At 57.4% G+C, this 12711-nt stretch carries 11 protein-coding genes; 3 read left to right on the top strand and 8 right to left on the bottom strand.

The genetic code is table 11. From position 1 onward, the window contains the following. Window positions 1-66: 66 nt before the first annotated feature. From bchZ to Q0O99_RS01655, 7 genes are all read right to left on the bottom strand, one after another. The gene (gene bchZ, locus Q0O99_RS01685) at window positions 67-1533 is read right to left on the bottom strand and encodes a chlorophyllide a reductase subunit Z (protein WP_293747885.1); all 1467 of its coding nucleotides are present in this window, start codon (window positions 1531-1533) and stop codon (window positions 67-69) included. After that, on the bottom strand, window positions 1533-3098 hold the full coding sequence (gene bchY / locus Q0O99_RS01680) for a chlorophyllide a reductase subunit Y (protein ID WP_293747883.1): 1566 nt from the start codon (window positions 3096-3098) through the stop codon (window positions 1533-1535). Before bchY ends, bchZ begins: the two co-directional genes overlap by 1 nt. Window positions 3099-3102: 4 nt before the next feature. Beyond that, entirely contained in the window at window positions 3103-4113 is a 1011-nt protein-coding gene (locus tag Q0O99_RS01675) for a chlorophyllide a reductase iron protein subunit X (protein WP_293747881.1), read from the bottom strand. Further along, complete coding sequence (bchC, locus tag Q0O99_RS01670) at window positions 4110-5063, bottom strand: chlorophyll synthesis pathway protein BchC (RefSeq protein ID WP_293747879.1); 954 nt, start codon at window positions 5061-5063, stop codon at window positions 4110-4112. Before bchC (Q0O99_RS01670) ends, Q0O99_RS01675 begins: the two co-directional genes overlap by 4 nt. 61 nt (window positions 5064-5124) lie before the next feature. Further along, window positions 5125-6312: a methyltransferase gene (locus Q0O99_RS01665; protein ID WP_293747877.1), complete on the bottom strand. Its 1188-nt coding sequence runs from the start codon at window positions 6310-6312 to the stop codon at window positions 5125-5127. Between the two features lie 18 nt (window positions 6313-6330). Continuing rightward, window positions 6331-7251, bottom strand: coding sequence for a polyprenyl synthetase family protein (locus Q0O99_RS01660; RefSeq protein ID WP_293747875.1), 921 nt, complete (start codon window positions 7249-7251; stop codon window positions 6331-6333). 427 nt (window positions 7252-7678) lie between these two features. Then, on the bottom strand, window positions 7679-8542 hold the full coding sequence (locus Q0O99_RS01655; RefSeq protein WP_293747873.1) for an alpha/beta hydrolase: 864 nt from the start codon (window positions 8540-8542) through the stop codon (window positions 7679-7681). 253 nt (window positions 8543-8795) lie between these two features. Between Q0O99_RS01655 and bchC (Q0O99_RS01650) the strand changes: the two genes are divergently transcribed. Further along, complete coding sequence (gene bchC / locus Q0O99_RS01650) at window positions 8796-9743, top strand: chlorophyll synthesis pathway protein BchC (protein ID WP_293747871.1); 948 nt, start codon at window positions 8796-8798, stop codon at window positions 9741-9743. A 120-nt stretch (window positions 9744-9863) separates the two neighbouring features. On the opposite strand, the gene Q0O99_RS01645 is transcribed toward bchC (Q0O99_RS01650), so the two are convergent. Next, on the bottom strand, window positions 9864-10871 hold the full coding sequence (locus tag Q0O99_RS01645) for an NAD(P)H-binding protein (RefSeq protein WP_293748136.1): 1008 nt from the start codon (window positions 10869-10871) through the stop codon (window positions 9864-9866). A 398-nt stretch (window positions 10872-11269) separates the two neighbouring features. Here Q0O99_RS01645 and Q0O99_RS01640 point away from each other — a divergent pair, with 398 nt between their 5' ends. Continuing rightward, window positions 11270-11689, top strand: coding sequence for an NfeD family protein (locus Q0O99_RS01640; RefSeq protein ID WP_293747869.1), 420 nt, complete (start codon window positions 11270-11272; stop codon window positions 11687-11689). A 36-nt stretch (window positions 11690-11725) separates the two neighbouring features. Then, window positions 11726-12646 carry a stomatin-like protein gene (locus tag Q0O99_RS01635; RefSeq protein ID WP_293747867.1) on the top strand — a complete coding sequence of 307 codons (921 nt, stop codon included), beginning with the start codon at window positions 11726-11728 and terminating at the stop codon, window positions 12644-12646. Window positions 12647-12711: the final 65 nt, after the last annotated feature.

Below are 12711 nucleotides of genomic sequence, written 5' to 3'. Positions count from 1 at the left end.
CGCAACAGGTGGACCCTCGGCCAGGCCGAAGGATTGGTCGGATTGGCGAATTCAGGTGCGCATCTTTCATGCATGTGCCCCTTCATTTGCTTTTCCGAACAATTCTGTGAATCTTTCTGCTTCGACATGAGAGCGGCCGGTTTCCCGCGCATCTCGCTCCGCTTGATCGCGCATGCGTTTGGCTGCTGAAATCCGAACCAACACCGGTTGCTGTTCCAGCAAAGCATCTAACCTGTCTTGCGCCTCTGGCTCCCAAGGCACGGTGGTGTTGGGCGCAGAGCGACCCAAGGTGCCTTCGATCTTGTCCATCTCTGTGCCCAAAGGCAGGATGTGAAACAACGCATCAAAGAGGCCGTTGCAAAACTCTTGGATGATGTAAGTCGCGCCGGCATAACCCATGAACGGTGTCCCGGTATGGCGACGAATGATGGGCAAAGGAAAACTGGCTGGTATGAAACTGGTTTTCATCATCCCGCCGCCGCCACACTCGGCCAAATAAATGCGCTCGTTGTAGCTGCCATACAAGATAAGTGGTGTTTTTTCGGCGACCAGTTTGCGCACTTCGGCGTTGTCAGTTTTGGCGCCCGCAATGCGTGAGATGGCAAAGTTGCAAGGAAGACCCATCTCGTCTTCCAAGAAGTGACGAATGCCGCGTGTGTAGGTTTCGTTGGCCACCACGCCAAAGTTGGCAGTGCCAAAAAAGTCTTGAGTCACAGACCGCCACAAATCCCAAATGGGTTTGATGGTGCTGTGCTTTTCTCTTTCGATGAAAGGCTCTGGATCCAGGCCAAGCAATTCACCCAGGGACCGTAAAAATTTGGTGGTGCTGTGCAAGCCAATTGGCGCTTGCAAATAAGGGCGCTCTAAGGCTTCGCACAGCATGCGGCCGAATTCTCGGTACATGCAAATGTTCACATCAGCTTCGACCAAACGCGAAACATCTGCAAGGTGCGAACCCAATGGAAAAACCATGTTGACGTCTGCGCCAATGCCTTGCACCAACCGGCGAATTTCAGCCAAATCGCTGGGGCAGTTGAAGGTGCCGTAGCTGGGCCCAATGATGTTGACCCGAGGGCGTTCGCCCTCTTTGCGCTCACGCTTGGGCACATGCTTGATGCCGTACTGCTGCCACAGCCAGTACATGGCGCGGTTGGCGCATTGCCATTGGTCTTCGTCGATGGTGCGCGGCAAGAAGCGTTGCAGATTGGTGCCCTCGGGCGTGACACCGCCACCGATCATTTCTGCAATCGAGCCCGTGACCACCACGGAGGGCAGATCGGGGTTCAATGTGGCGTGCGCACGGCGCATGGCGCCTTCGGTGCCTTCCCGACCCAATTGTTCTTCTGCCAAACCCGTCACCACAATCGGCAGCTCATGGGGTGGCAGGGCATCGGTGTAATGCAGTACCGATGTGACAGGCAAGTTCTCGCAGCCCACGGGGCCGTCAATGACAACTTGCAAGCCTTTGATGGCGGTGAACACATACACCGCTCCCCAATAGCCGCCTGCGCGATCGTGGTCAAGAACTAGCATCAGATCATGGCCTCCGCTTTGCGTTTTTTAGCCAGCTTTTCAAGCTGTCTGCGCGTTTCGGCTTCAAACTCAGGGCGGTTTTGCGGCACACCATGAGAGGCCTCCCAAACGCCAGCTGCATGGCCAGTACCGGTGTCGCCAAAGAAAGCCTTCATCTCATCAAAGCGCGACTTGTTGGCAATGGCGCCATTGATCACTTGCGCTAAAGAACCCGCACCCGCTGGACCCATCAAGGGGCGAGCAGAAATGAGGTTGGTGAAATACAGGCTTGGAATGCTGAGTTCTTTGGCCGCCTGCACCACCGGTGTGGTGCCAATCGCCAAATCGGGCTTCCACTCGTGTATAGCGGCCAAGTCTTGTTCAAGCGATGCACGGTATTGCACATGCACACCGCGCGCTTGCAGCCAGTCGCAATCCGCTGCGCTCCAAGGCGTTTTTGGACAGGCTGTACCGACATAGCGCAGATCGGCACCGCTCTCCACCAGCAAACGCGCCACCAACAACTCGGAGCCTTCATAGCCGCTGAGCGTGATGCGACCCTTGATGGGAGACTTGGCCAGGGCGCCTTTGATGGCACCCAACATGGTGTTTTTCACCATGTCAATTTGGGCTTGAGGCACATTGGCCGCATTGCCAATGGCTTGCAACCAAGCCTCTGTGCCGTCATGTCCCACCGGGGCTGAGCCCACAATGGGGCGTCCTGCCGCTTCAAATTCGCGGATGCTGGCGGTGTAGAAAGGGTGGATGGCTGCAACCGCTGCGCAATCGAGTGCCGCATACAGTTCGCGCCATTCGCGTGTGGGCACCACGGGGCCAGCAGCAAGGCCCATGGGTTCCAGCATGCGCCCAATGATCATGGGATCGGCTGGAAACATTTCACCAACCATGGTGATGGTGGGCTTGTCGGATCGGCCAGTGCGCGGCGCTTGAACGGGACCTGCCAAGATTTCTTCGCGCGCATATTTCAACATGGCGCCAGCCAACACATCTTTGGCTTCTGCGTGCGTGGGCACCCCAAAGCCTGGCACATCGATGCCAATGATGCGAACGCCATTGATCTCTTTGGGCAGCAACTGCAGTGGCACGCCACTGGCTGTGGGCACACACAAATTGATGATCACGATGGCGTCGTATTTCTCGGGATCGGCCTGGTCGTACACCGACTCACGAATGTCCTCAAACAACTTGCCCGTCACCAAGGACTCTGAGTTGAAGGGAACGTAGCCGACACTGCGCCGTGCGCCGTAGAAATGCGAAGTGAATGTCAGGCCATACACGCAGCAAGCAGAACCCGACAAAATGGTGGCGGTCCGGCGCATGCGAAGGCCTACCCGCAAAGACCCAAAGGCAGGACACATGCTTTGCGGCTGATCGTGCGGACCCGCTTTGGGGTCCACCGGATAGTCCTTGGCATATTGCGCCAGCACTTCAGATTTTCCAGAGGCTTTGGCTGCTGCCAGCATTTTTTCACCGCCAGAGTGGCAACCCATGCCATCACCCTCGATGGTGGTGCTCATGCCCGCGGGGGCTTGAGAGGCTGGGATGATGGGAATCGTTTTACTCATGGTGTCAGACTTCGTCGTACACAACTTCGAGCGTGGGCTTGCTGGTGTCGGTCTTGCCGCACATGTCAAATTGGGTAGCTGGCTCGAGGATCACATCGCGACCGACGGCTGATGCCGCAAACAAGCCTAACAGCTGGTCTTGGGTCATGGGGTTCGGACGGATCGGCACCGACGTGGCCACGTTGGCAGCCAGTTCGGCAAACATCGGACCCCACACGGATTCGGGTCGGCCAATGATTTCGTAGCTGGCGCTCTTTCTGCGAATGTCTTCATTGGCCGGGATGGTGGACAACACCGGAATTCCGACCTTGGTGGCAAAGTTGGCGGCTTCGCCCGTGCCGTCGTCGCGGTTGATCACCATGCCAGCCACGCCCACATTGCCACCGAGCTTGCGGAAATATTCAACCGCAGAGCACACGTTGTTGGCGACATACAGGGACTGCAAATCGTTGCTGGCCACCACAATCACTTTTTGGCACATGTCGCGAGCAATGGGCAAACCAAATCCGCCGCAGACCACGTCGCCCAAGAAGTCAAGCAGCACATAGTCAAAGCCCCACTCGTGAAAGCCCAGCTTTTCTAACAACTCAAAGCCGTGGATGATGCCGCGACCACCGCAGCCACGACCCACCTCGGGCCCGCCCAATTCCATGGCGTACACGCCATCGCGCTTGAAGCAGACATCGCCAATGGCCACGGCTTCACCCGCCAATTTTTTCTTGGAAGATGTCTCAATGATGGTGGGGCATGCGCGGCCACCAAACAACAAACTGGTGGTGTCGCTTTTTGGGTCGCAACCGATCAGCAAAACCTTTTTGCCTTGCTGCGCCATCATGTAACTGAGGTTGGCCAACGTAAAGCTTTTGCCGATACCGCCCTTGCCATAGATAGCAATAATTTGCGTTTCTTTGGTGGGCGCCTGGGTGCTGACGGGCTCTGGGTTCTGAGCAGCCTCATGGCGAAGCCGATCGACAAATTGGATCGTTTGCTCGGCGGGCTTGGTGTGTGTATTCATGCGTGGGCACTCCAGTCCAGGACCATTTTTAGACAAGCAACATCACCGAAAGCTGTTTCGTAAGCAGCGGTGGCAGATTCAGCAGTTTGAACATGCGTGATCAAACCTTTGAGAGACAGCTGGCCTGTGTCGACCAACTGGTTAACCGCCAACAAATCAGGACGTTTCCATTCACCGGACAAGCGAATTCGGGCTTCACGCAAAACGGCTTGAGCTGACGAGAAGTGCAAGTTTTGATTGAACAAACCTGCCAACACCAACTCACCACCCGGGCGAATTCTTTGGATCAGCGTGTCCAAGAGAAGGGTGTCCCCACTCACGTCATAAATGGCTTGGTAAGCCCTGTGGTCATCGTCTTCTGGCCGAACGACGTTGTAGCCTTCAGCACCGTGCGCGCGCTCAGGCTGCGTTTCCCAAACCGTGGGGGGGGCAAAACCAGCAGCCACAGTCAGGCGTGCCAGCAAACGACCCATCACACCATGCCCCACAATCAAATCGGGCGGGTTAAAAGGCTCTTGCCCACCCCCCCCCGAGACGGCGTGGTAAGCCGTTGCAGCCAGTGCCAACAAAACAGCATCTGGCCCCCGTTGGTCAGCGATGGGGAAAATCTTCTGATCCGACACGACCAAACGAGAGGCCGCTCCTCCAAACAGGCTTTTCACGCCCGTGAAGCAATTGGCACCAGGAACGAAAACCGTTTGACCTTCTTTGAGTTTCGCGCCGAGTGGCGCCTTGACCACTTGACCCACGGTCTCATAGCCGGGCACCAGCGGATAGGTGCTGCCCATGAATGCGGGCATGCTGCCGTCCCACAACATCCGTTCAGTCCCGGTGCTGATGCCGCTGTACAGAACGGCGACTTCCACTTCACCCGCTTGCAGCTGTGGCAGGGCCAAGGCCTGCAAGGACAACTGTCTGGGTTGGTCAAAAACGACTGCGGTTGATTTCATGGTTGTATTGTTAAACTTACACTAAGTTGTGTCAAATTAGATTTACATAAATGGGCATATTTTAGGGTAAACACTGATGCTTGCGCCCCACCAAAATCTGAGCATGGATGGGCATGGTGTTGGGCACGCGCTCGATTTGTGCGAATCCAGCCTCTTGCATCAAGCGCATCAGCTCTTCTGGGGTGCGCAGGCGACCCGCCCCCATGGCCAACAGGTAAAAGTGGAAATAGGCATCCGACTGCGTGTAGCCGTCCTGTGCGCCTGACTGCGCTTGGGCCATGGGCTCTGCCAAGAGCAAGACACCTCCCACAGGCAGTGCGGTGTGGATTTTTTTGAGCAAGAGTTTGACCACCACATCGGGATGGTCATGGGCCACCCGAACCAAGGTCACCAGGTCAGCGCCTTGGGGCAAGGGGTCGTGCAGAAAACTGCCTGGACACAAGCGCATCCGCTCGAGCAAGCCCTGTGCGCTGACATGGTCTTTGGCCAAGGCCAAGACAGGGGGCAAATCAAACAACTGAAGAGACAAGTGAGGCGCGTGGTTGGCCAACTCACTGGCAAACCGCCCCTTGCCTGCACCCACATCCAGCACACACCGGTGTTCGTCAAAAGCATAAGACGACAAAATTTCTTGCACCACAAAACCTTGCGATGCGGCCATCAAGTCGGAATACCGACTGAACTTGTCTTGCGCGGCGCGGTCAGCGGCCTGGTCGTCGTGCGCATAAGGCCAATACTCGGCCATGCCGCCCCGCCAAGCGTTCTTCAAGAAACCCAAGGGGTCTTGCATGTCGCCATAGAGCAGGTGGTTGTGTTCAATCATGGCGCCAATACCAGGGTGGATCGCCAAAGGCACGCCCAGCGGGCCCAGTCCGTAACGGGCTTGGCTTCTGAACTCCAACAAACCCAAAGACACTGCCGACAGCAACAGGCGCTGCAACACGGCTTCGGGAACGCCAACGCGATGCGAGATTTGCTTCAAATCAGCGGGTGCTTGCTGGAGCATTTTGAACAAATCCAAGCGCACACAGCCCAACAAAACCTGCGAATAAACAAAGCCCGACATCAAATCAAACAACTTTTGTGTGCGACGCCGCGGGATCCAACGCGTCAAGGGGTTGCTCATCGACCATTGGTAAAGCTTGGGGCTGGTATACAAGCGTTCAAGCCATTGGAGAAATCGGTCATGCCAAGTCGTCACGTCAGGCAAGGAGTAAGGCTTATGGGTGATGTCCGCAGGCAGAGTCATGGCAGTCTTGAGTGAGGGTTAACGAGTCAAGGCAGAGGATGATTTTTTGGCTTTGGGACGCTGCAAGTTCAAAGCTTTTTTCCGATAGCTCTCGCACATGGACTTGGGCACCAAGCGCTCAGACTCCAGCATCACCAATTGACGGAGCATGTCGCGGCAAGAGCAATCTGGAATGGCTTGGGCAGCTTGCGTGATCAGCCCATCAAAGTGCAGGATGGCGCCGTCCAAACCCAAGGCCTGGGCAGAACTGGGGCGCTCGTTGAGCGTGTCTTGCCCTACGGGTTTGCCCAAACTGGCCACATCACCCAACACATCGCGAATGTCATCGGCCACCTGATAGGCCTCCCCCAAGAAGGCCCCCAAAGGGGCCCAAGGCTCGGGCGACTGTCCACTGGCAATCGCGCCAGCACAGGTTGCAGAGACAAACAGAGACCCTGTTTTTGCACGTTGGTATTGGGCTAAATCAGCGGTGGTTTCGCACTCCCAAGCCTGTCCCGCCACAATACCTTGAGGCAAACCCACGCCGCGCGAGAGGTTGTCCATCAAGTCCAACAAGCGCTCAGGGTGCTGGCGCCCCGCCCGCAACAAGACTTGGTAAGCCATCACGATCAAGCCGTCGCCAGCCAACAAGGCCAACGGTTCGTTGAAGGCCTTGTGCACCGTGGGTAGGCCGCGCCGAAAATCGGCATTGTCAAAGATCGGCATGTCGTCGTGCACCAGCGAAGCGCAGTGCATGAATTCCAAGGCCACGGCGGCGGCATTGGTCAATTCCGGGGCATCATCCCCACAAGCGGTGGCCACGGCCAAACACAGTTGCGGCCGAATCCGTGCACCGCCGGAAAAAACGGCATGTGCCATGGCGGCCTGTAACCTGGGCGGCGCCCCCACCCCGGCCGCAGCGTTGAAGTGAAACTTCAGCGCCTCTTCTGCTCGCGTCATCAGACCCATACATCCCCCTTGTTTCAGGCGTCTGTCAATGAAACATGACATACCCAGGTGTCAATATAGCAAGACTGAACGGGTTGTCAATACATGTTGACATTCGGCTTTGCGCCGAACTTGACTGGCCTGGACTGTGGAAACGGCCCAACTGCACAAGCCGCTTGGACCCGCACGCGCACGGTGCGCAGGGCTACGGGATGTTTTTTCAGGCGGGTGGGCGGTAAAAACGCATCCCAACTGATGCGTTGCGCCACACACCACGTCAGCGACGTCTGCAAAAAAACGGGACTGAGTGACCCCATCTTGGATCAACGCGGGCCAGTTGCTGGCCTTGCGCTACCGCCCCCTCTAGGCTGGGGCATGGCGCGAAATCAGGGTTTCTCAAGCCTTGTGACGGGGCTGAAGCATCGGGCTAAAAAGCCGTTTATTTCACCGCTTGCAGGTTTTTGTTGAGAAATTGGGTGACTTGGGCCAATCCAAGGTGCGACTGCTCTTCTTGCAGCAAATGCCCCAAATTGGGCAGTAACACGGTTTGGGCGTCCGCCAAAACACCCGCATAGTTTTGGGCGTTGCTGCTGGGAATCATGAGATCCGCTTGCCCCCAAAGGAGCAATGTCGGGGCGGTGATTTTTTTCAAACGGGGCACGGGGTCGGTGTAAACCGTCTGTTGGCCGCGCTCCAAAATGGCCCCTCGAACACCCGGCGCTCTGAGCATGTCGTGGTAGCGTTCGACCAAGCGCTCATCCAAGGCCGAGGCATCAAAAAAGGCAGGCTCCAAAGATTTTCGAACCAAGTACTTGGGCAGGAAAAACTTCATCAAACCCATGACCCCTGGCATGGCGTAGGGTTTGGAGCCAATGTCTTGCGCTTGGGGGTACCCGTCAGGCGCCATCAAGACCAAGGCTTTGACGCGTGGCCCTTGGGCGGCCGCGAAAGTCCAGGCCATTTTGCCGCCCATGGAGTGCCCAATGACCGACAGCTCGGCGACCCCCAGCTTGTCCACGAAATGGGTCAAGGTGGCCAAATCTTTTTCTTCTGAGTAATCGTTCACTGGGCTGGGGCCCGTCAAGCCGAAGCCGGGCAGATCGAGCCTGATCACACGGTAATGCTTGTCCAGCTGGGCGGCCCAATCGTCCCAAGTTTGCAAACTGGAGCCAAAGCCATGCAACAACAACAGGACCGGTGCACTCTTGGGGCCTGTGTCTTTGTAATGGATGTTCAAACCATCGACTTCGAGCACCGCCAGCGAGGGCTTGGCGTACCGTTTGTCAAGATCGGATGCGGACATGTCTGGTGTCCAAAATGCGAACACCACGGCGGCCAAAATAAAAACACCCATAGACACCCACTTCATCGTCATGCTGTCAACCTGTCCATCTGCTTTTCACGCCCCATTATGTGAGCTAAACCATGGGGCGCACACGGGACCGTAGCCAGCGCAACGATGCCAATGTGAGGTGAACTTCGCGCCCTTGTGTCATACATGCAGGCAAGGATGCTCTTGCACGGGACAAATTTTCAAGTACGTCAAAATATCCCCCATGAAAGCCAAAGCCATTGTTTTTGAAGCGCCCCAATCCTTGAGTGTTCGTGAATTGGAACTCGCCCCCATGGGGCCCCAAGACCTGGAGGTGGCAGTGTCGTTCAGCGGCATCAGCACCGGCACCGAACGGTTGCTGTGGGAGGGCACCATGCCACCCTTCCCGGGCTTGTCCTACCCCTTGGTGCCGGGCTACGAAACCGTGGGCACCATCGAAAAAATAGGCGATGGGGTCACGGGCTTGGCCGTCGGTGACGTGGTCTTTTTACCCGGCTCTTACGCATTCCAAGGGGTGCAAAACATCTTTGGCGGATCGGGTGAGCGTTTGGTGGTGCCGCATCAACGGGCCGTCAAGTTGGACCCGGCATTGGGTGCCAAGGGCGTGCTGCTGGCCTTGGCCGCCACAGCGCATCATGTGTTCAGCGTGGGCCGCGAAGCCATGCCTTTGGCCTATCCCGACCTCATCATTGGCCACGGCATCATGGGCCGACTTTTGGCGCGCATGGTGGTGGCCGCAGGCCGGCCTGCGCCGGTGGTCTGGGAAACCCAAACAGTCAGGCAAAAAGGCGCGCTGGGCTACGACGTCATCCACCCCGACCAGGATGTGCGCAAGGACTACCGCTGCATTTGTGATGTCAGCGGTGACGCCAATATTTTGAACAAGGTGATTGCCAAAATGGCCCCGGGCGGCGAAGTGGTGTTGGCCGGTTTTTACACACAAGATTTGTCTTTTGCCTACGCCCCCGCCTTCATGCGCGAAGCCACGGTGCGTGTCGCCGCGCAATGGAAAAAACACGACCTCGACGCGGTGGTCGCCATGTTCCACAATGGCTCCTTGCCCCTGGACGGCTTGCTGACCCACACCGAAACCGCTGAGCATGCTCAACGCGCTTATGAGGTGGCCTTTGGCGACCCTGCGTGCTTGAAAATGGTGATCGACTGGCGATAAACATCGGCCTTGCACCTTCACCACAAAGCCAGTGAAAAAGCCCCTCAGCCCTCTTGAGAGCTTCAATGGCGCATCGTCGTGACTTGACTCGCCATTGCATGATTTGCCGAAGAACGCCGCTTAAAAAACGGCGTGTTCCCCGCGGTCGGGCGCGCCCTCCCCTTTGACCCAACGGGCATAAGCATCCAACAGCGTTTGCGAACCGTGTGAGGGTGTGGCCTGCGCATCGTAGCGCTGAGCCTGAGCGTCCCACACCAGCATGGACTCGGTGGCGTAATACCGCCCAATGCGGGCCAACTCGGCCTTGTCCGCAGCAGCGGGAATGAGCTTCCCCAACACGCTCAACACGCCCACGATGGCGTCCATCAGACCCACCGGAACACGCTTGAAACGCGGCGGCATTCCCAACACAGCAAACAAATGCTCGCCCTGCGCCAGCGGCGTGATGGCCGGCCCCGGCCCACCGATGGGCAATATTTGGTTGTGCCGCGACACATCGTCTATGCAGCCCACCAAAAAATCCGCCAAATCGTCGTCGCTGATGGGCTTGCAGGCGGTCAACTGTCCGTCGCCAAAAATCAAAAACGGCTTGCCTTTTTTGACACGATCGAGCTGTCCCGAAAGCGATTTGAAAAAAGCAGTCGGGCGCACGATGGAATAGGTCATGCCTGATTCGATCAAGGTTTTTTCAAAAGCCAATTTGGCATGCTGAAACGCCAGCAAGGGCTTTTGCACACAGATGGCCGACAGTTGCACAAAATGCCTCACACCTATCGTTTGTGCCGCTTTCAGCGCCCTCACATGGGCTTGGTGATCAACCCGCCACGCGTCTTGAGGAGAACCCGTGCGCGAGGCCATGCAAGAGACCACCACATCAAAAGGGGCCTCCTTAAAAGACGGCTGGCTCCAAACTTCTGGATCAGACGCATCCCCCCACACAACCGTGACCCCGGCCAAGCTTTCTGGCGGCGCTGCGTTGGCTTTCAGATGTTGATCACTTCGGCGCGGCCTGAGAAGGCACACCACTGGGTGACCCCGTTGAACCAGTGCCCGCGCGGTGGCCATGCCGATCGTGCCCGTCGCCCCCAACAAAAGCACGCGCTTCGGGGAATGGACTTCCTCAACCATCAAAGGGTCGTGAACGGGCCATGGCGCATGGGTGTTGGAACGCCATTCAGGGCCCGAAGTTACATCTATGGTCACGCCGTGAACTCCCAACAGGGTCAAAAAGTGATTGTCTTTGAATCTTGCCGTTGCGCTTGGTCGGGCCAACACGCCAGCTCAAAAAAATTCAAACCATTATGACCAAACTGTGCCCATCGATCCCTCGTTGCAGCCCGGCCCAAATGGAGCATGGCCGCGAGCGACAGGCCCCCACGTCGAGGTTCAGGCAAATGCAGGGGCCGTGATTGTCCTTACCATGTGCAGGGCTTGGGCCGCCCAGGGCGGACCTGCCCACAGGCTGGTCTATAAAGACCCATGCACAAAGCCACGACAATGCGTGCATCAAAACAGAAAGGACAGGCATGAACGACACAACGATGTGGTGGGTTCTGGCGGGCGCCTTGGTGGCATTGGAGCTGGCGACCGGTACGTTTTACCTACTGATGCTGGGCTTGGGTGCTGTGGCGGGAGCACTGGCCGCCATGGCGGGTTACAACATCAGCACGCAGCTGGCGGCGGCCGCCCTCGTCGGTGGCGCAGGCGCGTTGCTGCTGGGCCAATGGCGTCAACGCCAGGTGACCACCGGCACGCAAGCCCATGACCAACATCTGGACCTGGGTGCCACCGTAGAAGTCGAGGCATGGGATGCCATGGGCACGGCGCAAGTCAAGCACCGTGGTGCGGCTTGGACAGCGGTGCTGGCACCAGGCCAGACCGCGACCCCAGGCGTTTACCGAATTCAGGCCATGGCGGGTAACCGCTTGGTGCTTGAGAAAACATGAGCACGTCGCTCTAACCACTGCAAAGGGAATCCCTCCATGGAAATCGCTGCCATTCTCGTGATCATCGCGATCCTGTTCATCGTCAAAACCGTCAAGGTCGTGCCCCAGCAGCAGGCTTGGGTGGTCGAGCGTTTGGGCAAGTTCCACGCCAGCCTGACCCCGGGGCTGAACTTTGTCGTGCCCTTTGTCGACAAGGTGATTCAAAAACACAGCCTCAAAGAAGTCCCCCTGGACGTGCCCAGCCAGATCTGCATCACGCGTGACAACACGCAACTGCAGGTGGATGGCATTTTGTATTTCCAAGTGACCGACCCCAAACTGGCCAGCTATGGCGCGTCGGACTACATCATGGCGGTGACCCAGCTGGCGCAAACCAGCTTGCGCAGCGTGATCGGCAAACTGGAGCTGGACAAAACCTTTGAAGAGCGCAGCATCATCAACGCACAGGTGGTCCAAGCCATCGACGAAGCCGCTTTGAACTGGGGCGTGAAGGTCTTGCGCTACGAAATCAAAGACCTGACACCGCCCAAAGAAATTTTGCTGGCCATGCAGTCCCAGATCACCGCCGAGCGCGAAAAGCGCGCGCTGATCGCGGCATCCGAAGGGCGGCGCCAGGAGCAGATCAACATCGCGACCGGCGAACGCGAGGCCTTCATTGCGCGCTCTGAAGGCGAAAAGCAAGCCGCCATCAACAAGGCCCAAGGCGATGCCGCCGCCATCACCGAAATGGCCAATGCCACCGCGCAAGCCATTGAGCGCATTGCCAGCGCCATTCGCCAACCCGGCGGTGAAATGGCGGTGCAGTTGAAAGTGGCCGAGCAAGCCGTGCAGGCCTACAGCAAGGTGGCGCAAGACGCCAAGACCACCCTCATCGTGCCGGGCAACATGACGGAAGTGTCTGGGTTGATCGCCTCGGCCATGCAAATGGTGGGCACAGGGAAACAAGTGGGCAATTGAACGCACGGCACACGCGGACGCAAAAAAACCCGCCAAGGCGGGTTTTTTTGTGGCGAACACCCCAT

Origin of the sequence: Limnohabitans sp. Rim8 (assembly GCF_945901735.1) — a bacterium.
Classification (GTDB): domain Bacteria; phylum Pseudomonadota; class Gammaproteobacteria; order Burkholderiales; family Burkholderiaceae_C; genus Limnohabitans_A.
Note: the sequence above shows the minus strand (reverse complement) of the source record. Positions and strands in the feature narration are given on the sequence as shown.

Bases quoted from the DNA above. Each gene is read 5' to 3' on its own strand.
- bchY (WP_293747883.1), bottom strand. From the start codon at position 3,098: ATGAGTAAAACGATTCCCATCATCCCAGCCTCTCAAGCCCCCGCGGGC.
- bchC (WP_293747879.1), bottom strand. From the start codon at position 5,063: ATGAAATCAACCGCAGTCGTTTTTGACCAACCCAGACAGTTGTCCTTG.
- bchZ (WP_293747885.1), bottom strand. From the start codon at position 1,533: ATGCTAGTTCTTGACCACGATCGCGCAGGCGGCTATTGGGGAGCGGTG.
- bchC (WP_293747871.1), top strand. From the start codon at position 8,796: ATGAAAGCCAAAGCCATTGTTTTTGAAGCGCCCCAATCCTTGAGTGTT.
- Q0O99_RS01635 (WP_293747867.1), top strand. From the start codon at position 11,726: ATGGAAATCGCTGCCATTCTCGTGATCATCGCGATCCTGTTCATCGTC.
- Q0O99_RS01645 (WP_293748136.1), bottom strand. From the start codon at position 10,871: ATGGTTGAGGAAGTCCATTCCCCGAAGCGCGTGCTTTTGTTGGGGGCG.
- Q0O99_RS01640 (WP_293747869.1), top strand. From the start codon at position 11,270: ATGAACGACACAACGATGTGGTGGGTTCTGGCGGGCGCCTTGGTGGCA.
- Q0O99_RS01655 (WP_293747873.1), bottom strand. From the start codon at position 8,542: ATGTCCGCATCCGATCTTGACAAACGGTACGCCAAGCCCTCGCTGGCG.
- Q0O99_RS01675 (WP_293747881.1), bottom strand. From the start codon at position 4,113: ATGAATACACACACCAAGCCCGCCGAGCAAACGATCCAATTTGTCGAT.
- Q0O99_RS01665 (WP_293747877.1), bottom strand. From the start codon at position 6,312: ATGACTCTGCCTGCGGACATCACCCATAAGCCTTACTCCTTGCCTGAC.
- Q0O99_RS01660 (WP_293747875.1), bottom strand. From the start codon at position 7,251: ATGACGCGAGCAGAAGAGGCGCTGAAGTTTCACTTCAACGCTGCGGCC.